Genomic DNA, 20,290 nt, shown 5'->3' on the forward strand with positions numbered 1-20,290 from the left:
GAAGGATCACCGTGGACGTTTCACTCTCCCCCGAGGCCAAGGCCCTCCTCGAGGCGGCGGCCGGATTCGAGGACAGGCTCATCAGCGAGGCACGCGACCGTGAGGCCGCCGGTCGCATCGGCGCCGACGTGACCCGGGAGATGGGTCAGTCCGGGCTCATCGCCCCCGAACTGCCCGACCACCTCGGCGGGCAGGGCCTGGGCAAGGTCACGGCCGGCCTCGTCACCGAGGCCATCGCCCGTGGAGACCTCCCCGTCGCCTACATCCAGGTCGTCGGGTCCCTCATCGGGCAGGTCATCGCCCGCAATGCCGACGCCGAGGTGGCCGCCCACTACTGCCGCCAGATCACTTCCGGTGACGCGACGGTGGCCATCGGACTCTCCGAGCCCGATGCCGGTTCGGACGCGGGCAACCCGTCGACCACCGCCCGCCGCGACGGCGATGACTGGATCGTCAACGGCACGAAGTCGATGTCGCTGGCGATGACCTCAACGGCCACGGTGATCTTCGCCCGCACGGATCCCGATGCCAAGCGCGGCAAGGGCATCTCGGCCTTCCTCGTCGATCTCGACGCACCCGGGGTGACCCGCACACCCATCGTCGACATGGGGCAGGCCGCTGTCGCCCGCGGCAGCGTGGACTTCGTCGATGTCCGAGTGCCGGCCGACCACCTCCTCGGCGAGGTCGGAGGTGCGTTCACCCAGGTCATGCAGGGCTTCGATTTCTCCCGCGCCCTCATCGGACTGCAGTGTGTGGGCACCGCGTCACGAGCGATCGACGATGCCTGGGCCTATGTGAAGAACCGGCAGGCCTTCAACCAGCCCCTGTCGAAGTTCCAGGGCGTATCGTTCCCGCTGGCCGAGGCCGAGACGAAGATCGCCGCCGCCCGGCTGCTGTGCCTGGACACGCTCCGCCTCGGCGATGAGGGTCTGCCGCACACCTCTCAGGCGGCCATGTGCAAATGGTGGGCTCCGCTCGAGGCCTACCATGCGATCCACCAGTGCCTGCTCCTCCACGGCCAGAACGGGTACAAGCAGGACCGGGACGTCGAGAAGCGGCTGCGCGATGTGCTCGGCATGCAGATCGGCGACGGCACCGCACAGATCATGAAGCTCATCATCGCCCGGGAATCCGCCGGCCGCGAATTCGCTCCCTGAACCCGGCGGACTCATCGGTTCCGCCCACTCCACGCTCCACAGGAAGGACACCACCATGTCAGACAACACCTCCGCAACCGCACCTCTGACCGACCGCATCGTCATCGTCACCGGAGCCGCCTCGGGCATCGGCAAGGGCATCGCCGACCGTCTCGCCGCCGACGGTGCCACCGTCGTCGTCGCCGACCTCGACGCACAGAAGGCCGGGGACACCGCCTCGACGCTGGGCAATGATTCGATCGGCCTGGCCGTCGACGTCACCGATCGGGCGGCCGTGGACGCTATGACCGCCGAGGTGATCGAGCGTTTCGGTCGCATCGATGTCCTCGTCAACAACGCCGGGTGGGACAAGGTCGAACCGTTCATGGATTCGACGCCGGCAACCTGGCAGAAGGTCATCGCGATCAACCTCCTCGGCACGCTCAACTGCACGCAGTCGGCGGCCGAGCACATGATCGCCGCCGAATCCGGTGCCGTCATCAGCATCGGATCCGACGCCGGTCGCGTCGGATCGAGCGGCGAGGCGGTGTACTCGGCGGCCAAGGGCGGGATCATCTCGTTCACGAAGACCTTCGCCCGCGAGGTCGCCCGGCACGGGATCACAGCCAACTGCGTGTGCCCGGGACCTGCCGACACCCCGCTGTTCGCCGAGATCTCGGCCGACAACCCGAAGCTGCGCACCGCGCTTGAGAAGGCCATCCCGATGCGCCGACTCGCCCACCCCGATGACCTCGCGAACGCCGTGGCGTTCTTCGCCCGGCCCGATTCCGCCTACGTCACCGGCCAGACCCTGTCCGTCTCCGGCGGACTGACCATGGCCTGAGCACCACGGCCCAAGCACCACCAGAGCAAAGGAGCCCTGACATGCCCACACGATTCGAGAACACCCTCACCGACGCCCTCATCGACAAGCACACCACGGCGGGCGACTGGAAGAACCAGACGCTGCTCGACCACCTCGAGCATTGGACCCGACAGAGTCCGGATGCCGTCGTCACCCGGGACCCCTACGGAGCGCATACATATGCGGATCTCTCTGCCGACGTCGAGACCTGTGCCAGAGCACTCGTCGACATCGGGATCACACCGGGCGACGTCGTGGGCATTCACCTGCCGAACTGGTACGAATGGCTGGTCATCCACCTCGGCGCCATCAAGGCCGGGGCCGCGACGAACGGTCTCATTCCGATCTACCGCGACCGGGAAATCGGGTACATGGCGAAGAAGGCGGGTGTCTCCGTCCTCTTCGTGCCGAACCGGTTCCGCAAGTTCGACTACCCGGACATGGTCGACAGGCTGCGGGCGAACCTGCCGGAGCTCACGCACACGATCGTGCTCGACTCTCCGGGTGAGACTCCGTTCGACGCGCGGGACGGCTTCGAACGGTGGCAGGATTTCCTCGGTCGCGGTACGGCCGCCTCGCCGCTGGAATCGATCGATTGGGCCGAACGCCGTCCCGATCCGAACGATGTCGGACTCATCCTGTTCACCTCGGGCACCACGGGCGACCCGAAGGGCGTGATGCACACGCACAACTCGGTGCTTGCGGCGGCCCTGCCCTGGCCGGACCATCTGGGGCTGGGTCAGAGGTCGGTCATCCACATGGCTTCGACGTTCGGCCATCTCACCGGGTACATGTACGGAGTGTGCCTGCCGCTGCTCATCGGCGGGACCGGAGTGTTCCAGGATGTGTGGAACGGTGAGGACTTCGTCCGCCTCGTCGCCGAGTACGGGATCGAGCACACCTCCGGGGCGACCCCGTTCCTCCACGACCTGCTCGAAGCCGCGAAGACGACCGAGCACGATCTGTCCTCGCTCAAGCACTTCTGCTGCATGGGTGCCCCGATCCCGCGTGTGATGGTCAATGAGGCGCGCGAACTCCTGCCGAGGCTCAGCGTGTTCGGCGGCTGGGGGCAGACCGAATGCGGTCTGGTCACGATGACCGCCCCGGGCGATTCGGAGGAGAAGGTCACGGGCACCGACGGCCGGGCTCTCGGGTCCATGGAGGTGCGTGTGGTCGACCCGCTGGGTGCACCGGTGCCCGCAGGCGAAGAGGGGAAGGTGCAGGTCAAAGGCCCGTTCCTGTTCGTCGGCTACCTCAGGGAACCCGGACTGACGGCGGAGGCGTTCGACGGCGACTGGCTCGATACGGGTGACCTGGCGGAGATGGACGAGGACGGCTTCATCCGGATCGCCGGACGGTCGAAGGACATCATCATCCGCGGCGGTGAGAACATTCCGGTGGCCTACGTGGAGAACGTCCTCTACGAGCATCCGGCGGTGTCTCAGGTCGCGGTCGTCGCGGTGCCGCATCCGCGGCTGCAGGAGATCGCGTGTGCGGTCGTCACCCTGGTCGAGGGCCAGAGCCTGGAGATGGACGATCTGCGTGAGTTCTTCGAATCGAAGGGAGTGGCAAAGCAGTACTGGCCCGAGGCTCTGCAGGTCCTCGACGAGTTCCCGCGGACTCCGAGCGGTAAGATTCAGAAGTTCAAGCTCAGAGAGGAAGTCGCCGCCGACCATGTCAGCTGAATCCGCAGATCTCAACGCCATCGTCCGTGGTGCCCGGGCGGAGTTCCGGGAACGGCAGATCGTCGATGCCGCGGTGCGCCTGATGCAGGAGAAGGGCACTCATTCGGTGTCGATGCAGGCGATCGCGAAATCCGGTGGGGTCAGCGTCGGACTGCTGTACAAGTACTTCTCCGATAAGGAGCAGATCGTACTCGCCGCGATCACCCGGGTGCTCGAAGAGTTCCGGCTGCGCGTTCCGTCTGCCATCGCCGAGGCGGCTGACCCGGTGGACAAGGTCATCGCCGCGTTCTCCGAGTTCTGCCGGATCGTCGGCGAACAGCGGCACGCTGTCGTTCTCACCTATCAGGCCTCGCGGTCGCTGTCGAAGGATGGGCTGAGTTCGATTCAGGAACAGGAGCTCGAGACCCTGCAGCCGCTCATCGATGTCGTGTCCGGGGCGGTGGAGACCGGTCATCTGCGCGATGTCGATGCGCAGGCTCTCGGGCACGACCTCATGTCGATCGCACACATGTGGGCACTCAAGCACTGGTACTTCCAGAAGATCGGTCTCGACCTCGACACCTATATCGACCGGCAGGTGCGCACCCTCATACTCAGCAACCTCAGCGCCGGGACCGACTCGAGCTAGCAGCTCACGGTTCGGACGGATCGATGCATTCAGAAGGGTGGGGGCTCGCACGCATTCCAGTTGATGTTCGCGGGCCGCTGCCCCGACCACGGGTCGACCTGCTCTTCCGTGGTGGATACTCTGCCTCTCTGGTCCTTTCTCTGTTGGCTCCTGCGGCGCGGCCGGTCGGGCAGATGGTTCGCGCTGGGGCTTTCGCGGTCGTTCGCGAGACCGGCCGGTGCCGGTTGTCTCCGTGGCCGACCCAGCGCCTCCTCCGGAGACGTGCTCGGAGCGACTGGGGGCGGGCTCGGGGAGGGTTTCAGGGGCGGGTCCGGCCTGTTCTGCTGTGAGTCCGGTGGGCTGCCGAACTCGGTGAACAACTCGGCGTGCCGAGCATTGATCGGGTTGTCCGGCGGCATTGCCTCGGCGGTCACTCCGTGTGCGAAGACATACTCCACCGAACCGTCCGAGGTTCTGCGGATACTGAATTTCCGGTCGGTCTTCGCCTGGTGGTGCGGGCGGCAGAGGTAGTGCCCGTTCTCGAAGGTGGTCTGTCCGCCCGCTGCGGGATCGTCGTGGTCAAAGGGGATGATGTGGTCCAGTTCAGACGTCTCCGCCCGACGGGCGCACCCCGGCACCGAGCATGCCTGCCACTTCGCGGCGAGCGGCAGCCGGACATCTGCGGGGATGCGGTAGTTCTGCGATCTCGCGTCCAGCGGAGTCCTGGTCACCGGATCGGTCATGATCCGAGTCCAAGTCGAGCACTCCCCAGCAATCGCGCGTGCGACGGTGGCGGGAATCGGAGAACCGTCGGAGTAGATTCCAGGCAGCCGTGACTCGCCTGCCAGCGTCAGGAACGGCACTGTGACCAGAAGCTTCGCCTGTTCGCGAAGCCACTGGCCGTGAGTCGGCATCACCATCTTGATGACGGTCGAGACCGTGGTGGAACCAGCGGTCGTCGCGGCACGTTCCGCTTCCTCCTGTGCCCCGTCGGTTGCATTGTTGACCGTGTTGACGATCGCCGCCGCGGTGGGAACTCCCTGATCGGGCAGGTCCAAGGGGATCTGGTTGACGGTGGTTGTTCCGTTCTGCGTGTCATTCGTTGTGACTTCAATGGTCAGCTGCGGGGCCACGCGAGTCGCAATGTCGTACATGAGCGAGTCGATGCTGCCGAGTTCGCTGACGTCGACATCATTGACGTCGGTGGCGACGAGGGATGCGAAGTTTCCGTGTCTGATCGCACGGGCGAAGGCTTCGAGGCGCTGGTGGAACGCCTTGAGTTCCGCTGCGGGTCCGCTCAGCACCACCGAGGCGGTTCCGTCCTTGTAGGTGGTGATCGACACCCGACGGCGCCGTGACGCCAGGTCGGAACGGTCGTCTTCGTCCTGCATGGAGGTGGCCTTCATCGACAGTGATTTCCTGAAGGTGTCGATGGTGACATCGGCCCGTCGCTGACCTAAGTACTCGTCGAGCTCAGGCAACGACTCGAAGGACAGGTCCTTGGCCGTCCTGGCCGCGGCGTTCACGTGTTCGATGGTGAACTCGCCGGCACAGCAGCGCGCGAGGAACTTGGGCAGCCCATGGACGATGGTGACAGCCGTGACGATCTTGCCGAATGTCTGCCCGGAGGTCGAGCCCAACACTGCGGCCAGTTCGGCCACATCCTCAATCTCTGCGAGCTTGTGGACCCACCTGTCGAAGGTCTCTCCGAGGTGGAAGCCGGGAAAGTCGGGTCGCGACTCAAGTGCTGCCTGCAGCGCGGATTCACAGCTCACCGGGGCGACGACTTCGTCCGTTCCGGACTTCGCACTCATCTCGGTTTCGGCTGCGGCAAGAAAGCGCTCGAGCGTCTCGCCGAAGGTCGCGTACTCGGAGATATTCTTGTCGACATTCGGCCTGAGATTGAGGCGTTCGACCGCCTCGGTGAGGAAGGCCTTGGCAATGGATCGCAGTTCGGCCAGCTGCACGCTCGTGCTCACTCCCAGTACCCTGACCACGGGCAACAAGGGGGAATCCTCGGCGACGTCGAGTCGCCTCGGTGAGTCGGGTCCGATGCTCGAGGGGCGCTGCACGTATCCGATCTGCCCCGAGTCCGGCAGGACTTCAGAGGACGAGGAATTCGAGACAGGATCGAACTCGTCATCATTCGGATCCTGTTGATCCTTCATCGGTCTCCCCTGCCTTTCACGTCTCTGTGAATGCTTTCCCCTATTGTACTCCGCAGTCGTATTCATTGTCCATAGCTTTTCGCAATTGAATCGAACATATTTCTCTATAGACATATTAGCCAAGAGATTTCGAGTGTCCGTTCGAACAGGTTCAGCCCTCCGCCGAGCGACACCTCTCATCCCGGCCCAAGGGACAGTGATCAGTCGCGCGGAAGGCGATAGAGCAGATAAAGACAACCGTCATCGCCCGTATACAGCGATGCGAGCTCTGCGTCGATGGGCGGTTCGAAGTCGTCGCCACGGACGATGGGCGGAACGCTGCCTCCGACGAGCAGGGGACGCGCTGCGATCAGACCTCACAACAGTGTCATCGGGGAAGGCGAATGCCTCGGACAGCGCCGAGGTGACTGCAGGCTCCGGCAGCAACCGCCGGACCCGCAGCTACGCTTGGTCATCACTCACAGTGAGACTGCGTCACACGCTGCAGGCCCGCGTCACTCACAGCAGGTCGATCAGGAATGCAGCGGCACGCTGGACTCGTCGGTCAGCGCGAGGAATCCGAAGGTCTCCTGCAGGTAGAGGTCGACGGTCTCACGGTCGTGGCCGAGGTAGCCGATGGACAGGTCCTGGCCGAGGTGGAGCTCGTAGTCCCCGCCGCGCGTGGACACGAGGAGGGCACCGTCGAGGGCCGGAGCCCAGACGATCTCGCCGGCGCCGAGCTGGCGGGAGAGGTGATCGCGGATCGGGAAACCGTGGTCGGTCGATTCGGACACCTTCGTGTACTCGTCCGAGGACAGCAGCAGGCTGTAGGGCCCGTCGACTCCCGCCGTGCGCAGGCTCGACAGGGCTTGGGCCACCGCGTCCGCGTAGTCCTCGACAGCGTCGGGGAGCGCGATAGCGGCGTTCGAGGAGTTCGGGACGATTCCGCCGATGCCCGCCGAATCGAGCCCGTGGAGGATCGCCCTGTCCTCTGCCATGGCGATGGTCGTGGCCGCGTTTTTGACCGGCTGCCAGTCCGAATCACCGGAGCCCCGGGCGACGTCGTCGATGGCCTGGCGGGTGACCGTGAATGGGGCCCGAAGCTCGACGAACTCCTGGACGATGCGCTGCCGGATGTTCAGCCCAGAGGAGTGCGACTGGACGTCGCGGATGTGTCCGGTCGTCACCGAGGAGGTCTCGAAGCCCGTCGGCCCCTCGACGTCGACGACGCGACGACCGGCGATATTGCGCTTGAATGTGCGCCTGGCCTCCTCCTCGATCTCCGCCCAGGCAGGGCCGGTGATGGGAGCGAGGTCGCGATAGAGGTTGTTCACTGTCTTCTCCTTCTCAGGCTGCCGATTCCGAGGCTGCCGTCGTCCGCTTGTGGTTCGTCAGTGCTCGGCTCGTCCGCCGCGTCCACAGAATCATCGTCAGGATCGACCGAGGCCGGTCCTCCCGGTGCGGCGACGCCCGCGGCTTCGGGACCGGCGTCTCCGGTCACGGCCGCATCCGCCGCGGTCAGCTGACCGTCGGGATCGTCGAGGAAGTCCTGGGCCGGGACGAAGAACAGGCCCCCGGTCTCCGCTGTGGAGAAGTCGAGGATCCGATCGTAGGTCCCGCGCGGTTTGCCAATGAACATGTTCTCGAGCATCTGCTCGGTCACCGAGACATCGGCCGCGTACCCGATGAAGTAGGTGCCGAATTCACCGGACTCGACGGAGCCGAAGACCATGTTGTCGCGCACGATCTTGTGTTCCGTGCCGTCGGGGCTCTCCACGGAGTTGAGGGTGAGATGCGAGTTCGACGCCTTGTCCTCGTCGGGGAACTCCATGTCGGAGAGTTTGTGCCGACCGAAGGCGGCCTCCTGTTCCTCGACGGGCAGCGACTCCCATGCGGACAGGTCATGCGTGTACTTCTGGACGATGACGTAGGTGCTGCCCTCGAACTCCTCCCCCTCGGGGCCGAGGAAGACCGAGTCCACGGCCTCCTGGTCCTCCGGGTTCTCGGTGCCGTCGACGAAGCCCATGATGTCGCGCTCGTCGAAGTACCGGAATCCGTGCACCTCGTCGACGACGGCGACCGCATCGCCTAACGAGGCGATGAGCTGTCGGGCGAGTTCGAAGCACAGGTCCTGCCGCCGGGCACGGATGTGGAACAGCAGGTCACCGGGTGTCGACGGGGCGGTGTGCACATCTCCGCGCTGTTCGATGAAGGGGTGGAGCTGCGCCGGTCGAGGGGCGTGGAACATCCGATCCCAGAGTTCGGCGCCGATGCCGGTCACACAGCTGAGGTGGTCCTCCCGTGCCCGGAATCCGACGGACCGGACGATCCCTGCGATATCGCCGAGGAAGTCCTTCGCCGTCTCCTCTGCTCCGGGGCGAACCGTGAGGACGAGGAAGATCGCCGAGGGGGCCGGCGGACCGAGCACATGCTGGGGATTCGCACCGTTGGGAAACGCCTCGCTCCGGACAGTCACTGCATCATCTCCTCGAGTTGCAGATTCGCCATCGGCCCATCGCAGACCGCTTCATCGTGCTTGGGATGCCCACTATACGCTCGGGGTGTGACGCGAAGGCAAGGAGCGAATCCGCCCCGCGTCCTACACTGGGAGACAAGCGAGCGGAGGGAGTGAACGACCATGACCACCTCGGACGATCCACGGATCCGGGTGCGCCGCATCTATGACGATCCCGAAGCATCCGACGGCGCCAGAGTCCTCGTCGATCGGGTCTGGCCACGGGGAGTGAGCAAGGAGCACGCCCACCTCGACGAGTGGCTCAAGGACGTGGCCCCTTCGACCGAGCTGCGCCAGTGGTACGGGCACGACCCCGACAAGTTCGACGAGTTCGCCCGCCGCTATCGCGACGAACTCAAGGACGACACCCGCACCGAGGCGCTCGACCGGCTCAAGGACATCGCCGCGAAGGGCGCGCTCACCCTGCTCACGGCCTCGAAACGCGACGACATCAGCCAGGCAGCGGTGCTGAAGAAGACCCTCGACAGCGGGAGACACGGATGAGCGAGATCGAACCGAACACGAAGGACTGGGCCGAGGTGCTCGACGCCGGGTGCACCGAATGCGGATTCACCGGGGACGGGGACCTGCTCAGCGCCCGGATCGCGATCGACGAGGCGGCCGCCTCCTGGGCGCCCGTGCTCGCTCGGCCCGACGCCGCCGACCGGCCACGCGTGGACCGATGGTCGACCGTCGAATACGCCGCACACCTCCGCGACGTCCTCACCGAATTCGGTGGACGCACGCTGCTCGTGCTCGCCGAGGAGGCTCCGACCCTGCCGAACTTCGACGGCGATGCCGTCGCCCTCGAATCCGACTACCGGGCACAGACTGCCCCCGAGGTGCTCGCGGGCCTCGAGCGCGCCGCAACCGTCTACGCCGCGACGCTGTCCGACCTCGAGGAGGATCAGTGGCAGCGGACCGGCCTGCGTGCCGACGGGCGTGAGTTCACGATCGCCTCACTGACGCGATACGGACTCCACGAGGTCCGTCATCATCTGCACGACGTGGAAGGCTGAAGGACCGGCGAGTCGACTTTCTCCTGGAGCACCGGTCTCACGCCGTGGACAGCACGAGGGGACGGGCGCGGTCACTCGTCCGATCGGTCGACGTGCTCACCGAGACGCTGGGTCCATTGGACGAGCAGCTGAGTCTCCGTCGAACCGAGGATCTCGGGGTGCGCGACCGCGTACTCGATGACCGAATGACCGAGTCTCTCGTCCCTCCGGTCGGTCTTCGCGATGCCCGTGATCGAGGAGAGCACCCCTTCGCGGATTGCGACCGAGAGCTCCTGGTCGTCGTGTCCGAGGATGATCAGACTAAGGGTGAGTCCGACATTCGTCGCGAGGATGTGGGCGGCAGCCTGCCGTGAGTCGACGACCAGTCTGCCCTGTGCGGCCGCCTCGGCGGTGAGGGCTCTCAGTATCTCACTGGGTCGCGACTGGTCGGCCGGCGTATGGCCGGGCCGGACCTTGCCGTACATGAGGGTGTAGAAACCGGGGTTTCTCAGCCCGAACGACACGTGGGCGTCCTATCCCTCGCGGAGGTCCTGGATCGGGTCCCCGCTCGACTCCATCGCCGATTTCTCCCCGAGATACATGTCGAAGCCCCGGGCGATCACGGCGTCGATGAGGCCCTGTTTGCTGCCGAAGAAGTGGTAGAGCGTGGGCATCTTCACGCCGACGGCATCGCACACTGCGCGCAGTGAGAAGTCCTCCCCGGGAGCTGCGGCGATGAGGCCGGCCGCCGCATCGAGCAGCCGGGTTCGTGTATCGACCGCAGATGTCTATGTCATATCGCTATAGTGTAGTGTATTGTCGATATAGAAACATATAGCAGCGATACGCCAGGAGCGATCATGACCGAACCCACACTCCGAAACCAGAACGTCCTCATCGCCGGCGGCGGGAAGAACCTCGGCGGGCTCATCGCTCGTCAGTCGGCGGAAGCCGGAGCGAAAGTCGCCATCCACTACAACTCCGAATCCTCCCTGTCGGAGGCGGAGGCCACGCTCGCAGCGGTCGAGGAGCAGGGGGGTCAAGGGCGTCCTGCTCACGGGTGACCTCACCCGCGCGACCGCCGTCGAACGGCTCTTCACCGACGCCGAGACGGCCCTGGGCACGATCGACATCGCGGTGAATACGACGGGCAAGGTCCTGCGCAAGCCGATCGTCGAGACGAGCGAGGACGAGTACGACGCGATGTTCGACATCAACTCCAAGGCCGCCTACTTCTTCATCAAGGAGGCCGGAAAGCATCTGCGTGAGGGCGGGAAGATCATCACCATCGTCACCGCGCTGCTCGCCGCCTTCACCGACGGCTACTCGACCTACGCGGGAGGCAAGAGTCCCGTCGAGCACTTCACCCGCGCGGCGACAAAGGAATTCGGCGAGCGCGGGATCTCGGTCACGGCCATCGCACCGGGGCCGATGGACACCCCGTTCTTCTACGGCCAGGAGACCCCGGAGCGCGTGGAGTTCTACAAGTCACAAGCGCTGGGCAACCAGCTCACACAGATCGAGGACATCGCACCGATCGTCCGCTTCCTCGCCACCGAAGGATGGTGGATCACCGGACAGACGATCTTCGCCAACGGCGGATACACCACCCGTTGAGACTCCGCAGCAACAGAGAGTTCATCCGCGAGGGGTGACCCCCGCAGCACTGAGAAGGACCACCGCCCCCTCTGTCTCGATCGGCCGTCCGCACCTAGGCTGGGCACATGTCACTGACCTGGGAGCAGATCGTCATCGATTCGCCCGATCCCTTCACGCTCGGGCGGTGGTGGGCCGAGGCTCTCGGCTGGGTCATCGTCGATGAGAACGAGACGGAGATCGAGATCCGCCAGTCGCCCGATCGCCTGCCGGGGATCATCGTCGGCATCGACCGGGAGGAGAAGGTCGTGAAGAATCGTCTTCACCTCGATCTCCGTCCCGATGATCAGGCCGCCGAGGTTGCCCGCCTCCTCGATCTCGGAGCGCGTCGTGTCGATGTAGGGCAGACCGGGAACGAGGAATGGGTCGTCCTCGCCGATCCCGAGGGCAACGAGTTCTGCATCCTCGGCTGAGCCGCCCGACCCCGGCCATATTTCAATACTGGACAGATCTGTCCAAAATAATCTAGGCTCGCCTCATGGGCAGGAAGAAGAGCTTCGACGAGCAGGTGGTGATCGATGCCGCGATCGCCGTGTTCAGCGAACACGGCTACGCCGGAACCGATGTCGGACTCGTCTGCGAGCGCGCCGGGATCGGACGCTCGAGCTTCTACAACACGTTCGAGAGCCTCGACGCCGTCTTCCTCCGCGCCCTGCGGGACTACACGGCCACCGGCATCCCGGCACGCACCGAACTCGACAGCAGCGAGGAGCCGGCGCCCATCCTCCTCTACCACCGCCTCGGCGGACAGCTGGCGATGCAGTGCGAGGACGAGAAGCGCACCGGGTGTCTCTCGGCGAACACCGCGGCCGAACTCGGCCGCGAGGTCGATGCCGTGTGTACGATCCTCGACCCCGACCGGGAAGCCTGGCTGACTACCTACCGGAGCCTGCTCGAACGCGGTCAGCGCTCCGGGCACATTCGGTCCGAACTCGACCCGCTGGTGCATGCCCGACTCATCTACAGCGTGCTCGCCGGACTGCGGATCGCCGCCCGCGTCATGCCCGAGGATGAGGTCCTCTCTCAGACCCGGGCCTTCGTCACGGGTCTGTGCACGCCCGCAGGTGCGGCGACCCTGCCCGAACATCCGACCCTGCCCGAGACGCCGACGCCTCCCCCGACCCCGACGCGCCCCACGGAAGGCAGCATCCCCTCATGACCGCTCACACTCCGAGCTCCACGACAGCATCCCCCACCCGAGTGCCGGCTCAGGTCTACCTCCTGGCCGCCGTGATCTTCTGCCTCGGCACGAGCGAGTTCATGATCGCCGGCATCCTCGAACCGATCGGCGCAGATCTGGCTATCACCATTCCCCAGGCCGGTCTGCTCATCACCGGATTCGCCGTCGGCATGATCGTCGGCGCGCCCGCGATGGCCCTGCTCACGCTCAAGCTTCCCCGCCGGGCGACGATGATCATCACGATCGTCGCGTTCTCCGCCCTCCACATCTTCGCCGCCCTCGCCCCGAGCTATTCGATCCTCATGCTCAGCAGGGTCCTCTCGGCCATCGCGTGCGGAGGATTCTGGGCCGTCGCCGCCGTGCATACGACGCGGATCGCTCCCGTCGAGGTGCATGGCCGCGCATTGGCCAGCCTCGTCGGCGGGCTCACCGTCGCCAACCTCGTGGGCGTGCCCATGGGCACATGGATCGGCACCCAGTTCGGCTGGCGCGCCACCTTCTGGGCGATCGCGATCGTCACCGCACTGGCCGCGGTGCTCATCGCCTTGACGACTCGAACGACGAATGATGAACGCGCCGAGGCGGCCCCACACCTCCCGACCCTCCTGCGGGCCGAGCTCGCCGCCTTCAGAGGCCCGCGGATCTGGCTGGCACTGACGACGACAGCCTTGTTCCAGGCCGCAGTCTTCGCCGCCTTCTCCTACTTCTCCCCGCTTCTCACTCAGGTGGCCGGCCTGTCCCAGGATCTCGTGCCGGGAGTGCTCGCCGCCTTCGGCGTCGGCGCTTTCATCGGGGTCGTCGTGGGCGGACGCCTCGCGGACCGGAACGTCTTCGGCAATATCGTCGGCAGCCTCATCGCGCTGGCGCTCAGCCTCGCCGCTCTGTGGTTCACCGCAGGCAGCGGCTGGGCGGCGGTTGTGATGATCGTCCTCGTCGGAGCGAGCGGATTCTCGATCGCCGGCGCGCTCAACGCCCGAGTCTTCCAGATCGCAACACAGGCTCCCACACTTGCAGCCAGCGTCAACACCTCGGCATTCAACGTCGGCAACGCGGTCGGACCGGCACTCGGCGGAGCCGTCATCGCCGCGGGATTCGGCTTCCGGGCGCCCGTCCTCGTCGCCATTGCGCTCGCCGTCGCCGCACTCGGCGTCGTCACCGTGGCCATCCGCGTCGAACAATGGTGGCAGGTGCGGGCGAGCGCCGACGTCACTGACAGGACGGACGCCGTCGTCGGTGAGAGCAACGCCGACTGCTGCGCCTGAGAGCCCAGCGACTCTGCGCCTGAGCGACCCGCAGATTCGGGGTCCCCGCCTCAGCCCTGAGCACTCGCTCCTTGCAGGCTGTCGCGAGTGCTCTTCCACGGCTTGTCCCAGGACATGTCCTCAGGGGACAGGATCTCTCCGCATGAACTGCAGGTCTCGCCGTGGAATGTTTCATTCCCGCACGACTCGTGAATGAGTGCCATGTGTCCACCACCGTCCGGGAGCGCCGTGTGCTTCTCACCCCACAGCGCCAATTGCTGCAGGATCGGCAGCAGCTCGGCGGCGGCCTCGGTGGCGGCATAGGCCTGCCGGGTCCGCGGTCCGTCGGAATAGTCGACCTTGGTCAGCAGACCGGCCTCGAGCATCGCCTGGAGCCGCCGGCTGAGCACGGCTTCGGAGATCCCGAGTCCGATGTGCAGCTCATCGAAGCGCCCTCGCCCGTGGAGGACGTCTCGGACGATGAGCAGCACCCACGGATCGCCGAGCACATCGAGCGACCTCCTGATCGGGCAGAACTCCTTCGACCAATCCGAACGCAGCGCCATCACGGCTTCCTTTCTTCAGCGAAGTCTGCTTATACTTCCCTCAGTATAGCTTCCTTGAAGAAAGTATGAGTGATCGATGCCGACCACCCGCCGTCGTCTCCACCCCGCCTGGCCCGTGGCGGCCGTGGCCTTCATCGCGCTGCTCGCCGCGGCCGGATTCCGCGCGGCACCCGGCGCGCTCATGGTTCCGCTCCATGCGGACTTCGGCTGGTCCATGAGCACCATGTCGCTCGCCGTGAGCGTCAATCTGCTCCTCTACGGTCTCACCGCGCCCTTCGCCGCAGCGCTCATGGACCGCTTCGGCATCCGTCAGGTCGTCGCTGCGGCCCTGGCTCTCGTCGCCCTGGGCGCCGGCGGCAGCGTGGTCATGACTGCGTCATGGCAGCTGCTCATCTTCTGGGGTGTGCTCATCGGCCTGGGCACAGGGTCGATGGCCCTCGTCTTCGCCGCAACCATCGCCGACCGCTGGTTCGTCGCCCGGCGTGGCCTCGTCATGGGCATCCTCACGGCCGGTTCGGCCACGGGTCAGCTGATCTTCCTGCCCCCGGTCGCCACGATCGCCGAATCGACCGGCTGGCGTCCGGCCTCGCTGCTCATCGGCATCGTGGCCCTGGCGGCCGTGCCGTTGGTCTGGTTCTTCCTCCGTGACCATCCATCCGATCGCGGTGTCCTGCCCTATGGTGCGACCGAGGCTGACGTGGCTCCAGCCACCGAGTGGGATGCCACCACTGCCGAGAGGGATTCCGCCGTCATCGCGGCGGACGCCCAACAGGGTGAAACCCCCGCCCCACGCGGCGAAGGCGCTGCCCGGCGCGCATTCACCGGCCTGCTCTCTGCCGCCCGACACCGTTCGTTCTGGGCCCTGGCGATCGCCTTCGCGATCTGCGGGGCGACGACGAACGGCCTCATCGGCATCCACTTCATCCCCTCGGCCCACGATCACGGGATGCCCGCGGCCACGGCGGCCGACCTGCTCGCGGTCGTCGGGATCTTCGACATCGTGGGCACGATCTTCTCCGGCTGGCTGACCGACAGATTCGATCCCCGGATCCTGCTCGTCGCCTACTACACCTTCCGCGGCCTCGGCCTGCTCCTGCTGCCCTGGCTGCTCTCGGATTCGGTGCATCCGACTATGGTCCTCTTCATCGTCATCTACGGCCTCGACTGGGTTGCGACCGTCCCGCCGACGGCCGCGCTGTGCCGGGAGATCTTCGGCGAGAACGGAACCATCGTCTTCGGCTGGGTCTTCGCAGCCCATCAGATCGGTGCCGCGGCGGCGGCCTTCGGCGCCGGTGTCGTCCGCGACGCGTTCGGTGAGTACACTTACGCCTGGTGTGGCGGGGCAGCCATGTGCGTCATCGCCGCGGTCCTGTCCTTCGCCGTCCGACGTCGTCGGATCGGCACCGCCACCGCGACCCCCGCCGAGGTGGCCCCTTAGTCCCTGTCATGGACACAGATCCCAGGCCCCGGCCGTGGACACGAGTGTCGCGGAATTGCACGAGACTGTAGTTTGTTACAGGGCACAGATCGTCAACCCGTGAAAGGACGTTCCATGAGCAAGTTCGCTGTCACCAATGCCAACACCGGCGAAGTCGAGGAGGAGTTCGCCTCCGTTCCGAAAGAAGAGATCCCCGCATACATCGATCGTGCCCATGAAGCACATCTGTCCTGGAAGGAGACGCCGCTGTACGAACGTGCGGCGATCCTGCGCAAGTTCGCCGATCTCGTCGACGCCAACGCCGATGAGATGACCGACATCATCGGCCATGAGATGGGCAAGATCAAGAAGCAGGGCTACGGCGAGGTCGACAAGGTCGCCCGCACCGCCCGCTGGATGGCCGACAATGCGGCCACCCACCTCGCACCGACCCATCTGGCTGCCGCGGGAGCCGCGAGCAGCTATGTCGAGCACCAGCCGCTGGGCGTGCTGCTGGGCATCATGCCGTGGAACTTCCCATACAACCAGATCGCCCGCTTCGTGCTGCCCAACCTCATGGTCGGCAACGCGATCATCATGAAGCAGGCGTCGATCTGCCCGAAGTCCTCGCAGTACTTCGAGGATCTCCTCGTCGAGGCGGGACTGCCGAAGGGCGTGTACCAGAACATCTACCTCGACTCCTCCCACGCCGAGGAGGTGCTCAAGGACTTCCGCGTCAAGGGCTTCTCCCTCACCGGCTCCGAGGGTGCCGGTGCATCGGTGGCCGCAATCGCCGCAAAGTACTTCAAGCGTGCCGTGCTCGAGCTCGGCGGCAACGACCCGGCAGTCGTCCTCGACTCGAAGGACGTCGCCTCCGTGGCGCAGAAGCTCGTCGGACTGCGCCTGGCGAACGCCGGCCAGGTCTGCACCTCGCCCAAGCGCATGATCGTCGTCGATGACCTCTACGACGAGTTCGTCGCCGAGGCCGTCAAGGCCGCCGAGGCCACGAAGGTCTCGGACTTCGACGACCCGGAGGTCGGCATGGGACCCGTGTCCTCCGAAGGCGCCCGCGATGAGATCATCGAGGCGATCGACAAGGGTGTGGCCGCTGGCGCGACCCTGCACACCGGTGGCAAGAAGCTCGATCGTCCCGGCTGGTTCATGTCCCCGGCCGTGCTCACCGACATCGATCCGAAGTCGGACCTCGGCTGCAACGAGCTCTTCGGCCCGGCCGTGATGATCTACCGTGCCAAGGACGAAGAGGATGCTCTGCGTCTGGCCAATGACACCGAGTACGGTCTCATGTCCTCGGTGTGGACCGATGACCTCGAGAAGGGTCAGGAGTTCGCGAAGAAGATCAACGCCGGCATGACGCTCATCAACGCACACATGGAATCCGGCCCCGAGTACCCGTTCGGCGGCATCAACCGCTCGGGCTACGGCCGCGAGAACGCTCAGTGGGCCTTCCAGGCCTTCACCAACGAGCACCTCATCCGCGTGCACGCCTGAGTCACGGCGTCACCGTCTGAGGTCTGCGACCTCGGCGCTGAGAGAAGGGCCCGGTCGGCAGCGAATCCATCGCCGCCGGCCGGGCCTTTCGCGAACCAGTTGCCTTCACGATCGGATCTCTCGCGTTTCGACCTCAGGCAGCGTGGCCTGTATGCGCAGAGTCTCTCCCGCACGGATGGTGACTCTGCCGCCCAACGCCGTCACCCGACGACGGATGCCGCCGATCCCGATTCCTTCGACGATCGCCGACCCGTCATGCGGACTGGTCACGGTCACTGTGACCCCAGATTCCCCGCCCTCCCGACCATCGCCGAGGTGGTCGATCGCGACGTACGCATGCGGCGACACAGCGTGCCTGACGACGTTCGTCAGCGCCTCCTGCACGATCCGATAGACGGCGAGATCGAGGGCGGCCGGCAGCGCCCGCTGCCGGCCCCTGATGCGCAGCTCGACCTCCACACCGGCGGCACGGATGCGACTGCAGAGGTCATCGAGACGGGCCAGTCCCGCCGCCGGTGACCGTGGAGCGGCTGCTTTTCCGTCGTCGGCGGGGTCGACCGCCCGCAGTGCCTCCCGCAATTCCACGAGAGCGGAACTGCTGGCCGTGCTGATCGCCCGCAGCGCAGTGATGCCCTGCTCCGGTTTGGTCTCAGCGAGGTGGAGGGCGATGTCGGCCTGCATCTGGATCGCGCTGAGTCCGTGGCCGACGACGTCGTGGACCTCCTGAGCCAGACGCAGCCTCTCCTGCTCTCGCAGCCGACGTTCATCCGCCGCTCGCTCTCTGGCACGGGCGTCTAGAACGAGTCGGCGGGAGATGCCGACCGTCGTCGGGACGGCGATCCAGGCGGCAGCGGGGATGACTCCGTAGAGGCCCGGCAGCGCGGCGGGGTTGACGAAGATGTGGGCGATGAGCAGAAGCAGAGCGCCCGTGGACAGCAGAAGGGCGGGCCTCAGTGATATCCGCCGACAGACCGAATAGACCGCAAGGGAGACGGCGAGCATGATCGCGCTGTAGGGATACCCGAGAATCAGGTAGACCGATACCGCCACGGTGCTCACCGCCAGCACCGCCACCGGGAACCTGCGCCGCACCGCCAGCGGTCCGCAGGCGAGGACGATGAGGACGTAAGCCAGCCAGTCCGCCGGTCGCGGCGGGGCGGCCTCGACGGTGAGGACGGCGGCCGAGACTCCGCTGACGAGCGCGAGCGCCACCGCGATGATCGTGTCGACGATCATGCTGTGGCGCTCGTTTCCGCTCATCGCGGACCTCCGTTCGATGGAACGTTGGCTCCCATCATCGCAGGGAATCGTCTCCATCGCCGAGGCTGCGGCCGCGAACGAGGCTGATGCCGGCGACGACGAGGGCGAGCATCGTCAGGAGGCGTCCGGCCGGCAGCAGGATCGAGGTGTAGTACCAGACCAGCGATGCCGCCGAGGCCAGGGCCGGCACGGCGGCGATCCAGGCCATGACCCGAACCGGGCGGGACCAGGCCGCCCAGAGGCCGATGGTCAGCGTCAGTCCGCCGAGCGCGAGAACATGCACGACACCGCCGGCGAAGAAGGAGATCTCGCGCCCCAACTCGACGGCGGCGGGCGAGAGTGCCTCGGCGAACAGCGGAAGGGCGATGGCGATTGCGGACGAGACCACCATGGCCACCGCAGCGACCCATCCGATGATCCTCGCCGCGAACCGGTGCGGGGAAGGGACCTCGTGTTGCAGAGCTGAGCAGAGGAAGAGAGCGAAGCCTGCCACCGAGACGAGCTGGAGAAGGCCGGTGACGATCGACGCCGCGCCGTGGTCGGTGAAGTAGGCGTACACCTCGGCGGTGGGAGCATCCGGCATCGGCAGTGCGGCGATGCGGTCGGTCACGGGGCTGACGGCCAGGTAGGCGAGCAGGAAGACGGCAGCGCCGAGGAGGGGGAAAGGGGTTCGGGTTCGACGATGGGTGGGCAGGTGTACGGATTCGGCGGTCATGGCCGGTGTCCTCTCTGTGGTCGGATCGAATGTCAGTCTCGTCTCTCCGGCAGGCGCTGTCGCCGGTTCCGCGGGGTATCCCGCGCTGCGTCCTGAGGCGTATGGAATAGCGGCTCTGCGTCTGCAGGCGTAGTCCGACTGACTCTCCTGGACGGACGTCGGCGACCGCACGGGAGGGCAGACTGAACCCATCGAAGAACTGAGACCATCGAAGAGAGGAGTCCGGGATGTCGGACATCATGAGTTGGCGACCGTCGACCACGGTCCGGAAGATGCTGCTGCTCATGCACATCGCCGCAGCCGGTGCATGGCTCGGCTTCGATCTCGTGCTCGGAATCCTCACGGTCACTGCAGTGAGCGCCGCAGCGACCGACGCTGCCTCGGCCGCGGTGAGCATCGCCGCATTCACGAGCTGGCCGCTGATTGCCGCCGGGCTGGTCACGCTGACCACGGGCATCCTGCTCGGCATCGGCTCGAAGTACGGTCTGATCCGCTACCGGTGGGTCCTGGTCAAGCTCGTCCTCACCATCGTGCTCATCGCTCTCGTGCCCATCCTGCTCCTCTCCGGAGTGGCGACCCTGCACGAGAACGGTGTCGCCGCTCTCGCCGCCGGCAGTACGCCGACTGTGGCGATCAATGCACTGTTCCCGCCGATCGTGTCGACCACCTCGGTGGCGTTCGCGATGGTGCTCTCGGTGTTCAAGCCCTGGGGACGACTGCGCCGGACGGATAGACTGGGTGCCATGCGGGACTCCGGGCAACGTCCAGCCATGAACCGGCGGCCATGAGGAAT

General features: G+C 65.9%; 22 protein-coding genes. 14 read left to right on the forward strand and 8 right to left on the reverse strand.

What is annotated here, in order from left to right; translation table 11 throughout:
• Positions 1-11 precede the first annotated feature (11 nt).
• From HK401_RS21030 to HK401_RS08530, 4 genes are read left to right on the forward strand one after another with little or no spacing between them, the layout of a single operon-like run.
• Positions 12-1,157, forward strand: coding sequence for an acyl-CoA dehydrogenase family protein (locus HK401_RS21030; RefSeq protein WP_181274223.1), 1,146 nt, complete (start codon positions 12-14; stop codon positions 1,155-1,157).
• 55 nt (positions 1,158-1,212) lie between these two features.
• Positions 1,213-1,980, forward strand: a complete 768-nt coding sequence (locus tag HK401_RS08520; protein ID WP_181274224.1) for an SDR family NAD(P)-dependent oxidoreductase — start codon at positions 1,213-1,215, stop codon at positions 1,978-1,980.
• 41 nt (positions 1,981-2,021) lie between these two features.
• On the forward strand, positions 2,022-3,686 hold the full coding sequence (locus tag HK401_RS08525) for an AMP-binding protein (protein WP_181274225.1): 1,665 nt from the start codon (positions 2,022-2,024) through the stop codon (positions 3,684-3,686).
• The gene (locus HK401_RS08530) at positions 3,676-4,314 is read left to right on the forward strand and encodes a TetR/AcrR family transcriptional regulator (protein WP_181274226.1); all 639 of its coding nucleotides are present in this window, start codon (positions 3,676-3,678) and stop codon (positions 4,312-4,314) included. Before HK401_RS08525 ends, HK401_RS08530 begins: the two co-directional genes overlap by 11 nt.
• Before the next feature lie 29 nt (positions 4,315-4,343).
• Here the strand turns inward: HK401_RS08530 and HK401_RS08535 are convergent, their stop codons facing one another.
• The 3 genes from HK401_RS08535 to HK401_RS08545 form a co-directional block, all read right to left on the reverse strand.
• Entirely contained in the window at positions 4,344-6,461 is a 2,118-nt protein-coding gene (locus tag HK401_RS08535; protein WP_181274227.1) for an HNH endonuclease signature motif containing protein, read from the reverse strand.
• A gap of 512 nt (positions 6,462-6,973) precedes the next feature.
• Positions 6,974-7,774: a family 1 encapsulin nanocompartment shell protein gene (locus HK401_RS08540; protein WP_181274228.1), complete on the reverse strand. Its 801-nt coding sequence runs from the start codon at positions 7,772-7,774 to the stop codon at positions 6,974-6,976.
• The gene (locus tag HK401_RS08545) at positions 7,771-8,916 is read right to left on the reverse strand and encodes a Dyp-type peroxidase (protein ID WP_181274229.1); all 1,146 of its coding nucleotides are present in this window, start codon (positions 8,914-8,916) and stop codon (positions 7,771-7,773) included. The genes HK401_RS08540 and HK401_RS08545 overlap by 4 nt, the downstream gene beginning before the upstream one ends.
• A gap of 162 nt (positions 8,917-9,078) precedes the next feature.
• On the opposite strand from HK401_RS08545, the gene HK401_RS08550 reads away from it, so the two are divergent.
• Both HK401_RS08550 and HK401_RS08555 read left to right on the forward strand, forming a co-directional pair.
• Positions 9,079-9,459 (forward strand): DUF488 domain-containing protein, encoded by a 381-nt coding sequence (locus HK401_RS08550; protein ID WP_181274230.1) that lies wholly within the window; start codon positions 9,079-9,081, stop codon positions 9,457-9,459.
• Positions 9,456-9,974 (forward strand): DinB family protein, encoded by a 519-nt coding sequence (locus HK401_RS08555; RefSeq protein WP_181274231.1) that lies wholly within the window; start codon positions 9,456-9,458, stop codon positions 9,972-9,974. Before HK401_RS08550 ends, HK401_RS08555 begins: the two co-directional genes overlap by 4 nt.
• Before the next feature lie 71 nt (positions 9,975-10,045).
• Here HK401_RS08555 and HK401_RS20670 read toward each other — a convergent pair whose 3' ends face one another.
• Together HK401_RS20670 and HK401_RS20675 are read right to left on the reverse strand one after the other, a co-directional pair.
• On the reverse strand, positions 10,046-10,477 hold the full coding sequence (locus HK401_RS20670) for a TetR-like C-terminal domain-containing protein (protein ID WP_258234080.1): 432 nt from the start codon (positions 10,475-10,477) through the stop codon (positions 10,046-10,048).
• A 9-nt stretch (positions 10,478-10,486) separates the two neighbouring features.
• The gene (locus HK401_RS20675) at positions 10,487-10,714 is read right to left on the reverse strand and encodes a TetR/AcrR family transcriptional regulator (RefSeq protein WP_258234114.1); all 228 of its coding nucleotides are present in this window, start codon (positions 10,712-10,714) and stop codon (positions 10,487-10,489) included.
• Between the two features lie 99 nt (positions 10,715-10,813).
• Between HK401_RS20675 and HK401_RS20680 the strand changes: the two genes are divergently transcribed.
• The 5 genes from HK401_RS20680 to HK401_RS08580 all read left to right on the forward strand — a co-directional run bounded on the left by HK401_RS20680 (position 10,814) and on the right by HK401_RS08580 (position 14,051).
• Entirely contained in the window at positions 10,814-11,017 is a 204-nt protein-coding gene (locus HK401_RS20680; protein WP_258234081.1) for an SDR family oxidoreductase, read from the forward strand.
• On the forward strand, positions 11,004-11,570 hold the full coding sequence (locus HK401_RS08565; RefSeq protein WP_258234115.1) for an SDR family oxidoreductase: 567 nt from the start codon (positions 11,004-11,006) through the stop codon (positions 11,568-11,570). Before HK401_RS20680 ends, HK401_RS08565 begins: the two co-directional genes overlap by 14 nt.
• A 107-nt stretch (positions 11,571-11,677) precedes the next feature.
• The gene (locus HK401_RS08570) at positions 11,678-12,022 is read left to right on the forward strand and encodes a VOC family protein (protein ID WP_181274232.1); all 345 of its coding nucleotides are present in this window, start codon (positions 11,678-11,680) and stop codon (positions 12,020-12,022) included.
• 65 nt (positions 12,023-12,087) lie between these two features.
• Positions 12,088-12,768 carry a TetR/AcrR family transcriptional regulator gene (locus HK401_RS08575; protein ID WP_181274233.1) on the forward strand — a complete coding sequence of 227 codons (681 nt, stop codon included), beginning with the start codon at positions 12,088-12,090 and terminating at the stop codon, positions 12,766-12,768.
• On the forward strand, positions 12,765-14,051 hold the full coding sequence (locus tag HK401_RS08580; RefSeq protein ID WP_181274234.1) for a Cmx/CmrA family chloramphenicol efflux MFS transporter: 1,287 nt from the start codon (positions 12,765-12,767) through the stop codon (positions 14,049-14,051). The genes HK401_RS08575 and HK401_RS08580 overlap by 4 nt, the downstream gene beginning before the upstream one ends.
• Positions 14,052-14,101: 50 nt before the next feature.
• On the opposite strand, the gene HK401_RS08585 is transcribed toward HK401_RS08580, so the two are convergent.
• Positions 14,102-14,596 carry a winged helix-turn-helix transcriptional regulator gene (locus HK401_RS08585; RefSeq protein ID WP_181274235.1) on the reverse strand — a complete coding sequence of 165 codons (495 nt, stop codon included), beginning with the start codon at positions 14,594-14,596 and terminating at the stop codon, positions 14,102-14,104.
• A gap of 76 nt (positions 14,597-14,672) precedes the next feature.
• Here HK401_RS08585 and HK401_RS08590 point away from each other — a divergent pair, with 76 nt between their 5' ends.
• A complete protein-coding gene (locus HK401_RS08590; RefSeq protein ID WP_181274236.1) occupies positions 14,673-16,034 on the forward strand; it encodes an MFS transporter in 1,362 nt (453 codons plus the stop codon).
• A 114-nt stretch (positions 16,035-16,148) separates the two neighbouring features.
• Complete coding sequence (locus tag HK401_RS08595; RefSeq protein WP_181274237.1) at positions 16,149-17,522, forward strand: aldehyde dehydrogenase family protein; 1,374 nt, start codon at positions 16,149-16,151, stop codon at positions 17,520-17,522.
• 105 nt (positions 17,523-17,627) lie between these two features.
• On the opposite strand, the gene HK401_RS08600 is transcribed toward HK401_RS08595, so the two are convergent.
• Together HK401_RS08600 and HK401_RS08605 are read right to left on the reverse strand one after the other, a co-directional pair.
• Positions 17,628-18,782, reverse strand: a complete 1,155-nt coding sequence (locus HK401_RS08600; protein WP_181274238.1) for a sensor histidine kinase — start codon at positions 18,780-18,782, stop codon at positions 17,628-17,630.
• Positions 18,783-18,816: 34 nt separating this feature from the next.
• Entirely contained in the window at positions 18,817-19,497 is a 681-nt protein-coding gene (locus HK401_RS08605) for a hypothetical protein (protein ID WP_181274239.1), read from the reverse strand.
• 227 nt (positions 19,498-19,724) lie between these two features.
• On the opposite strand from HK401_RS08605, the gene HK401_RS08610 reads away from it, so the two are divergent.
• A complete protein-coding gene (locus tag HK401_RS08610) occupies positions 19,725-20,285 on the forward strand; it encodes a hypothetical protein (RefSeq protein ID WP_181274240.1) in 561 nt (186 codons plus the stop codon).
• The last annotated feature ends 5 nt before the right edge of the window (positions 20,286-20,290 follow it).

The organism is Brevibacterium oceani, from assembly GCF_013623835.1.
In the GTDB taxonomy this organism is placed as follows: domain Bacteria; phylum Actinomycetota; class Actinomycetes; order Actinomycetales; family Brevibacteriaceae; genus Brevibacterium; species Brevibacterium oceani.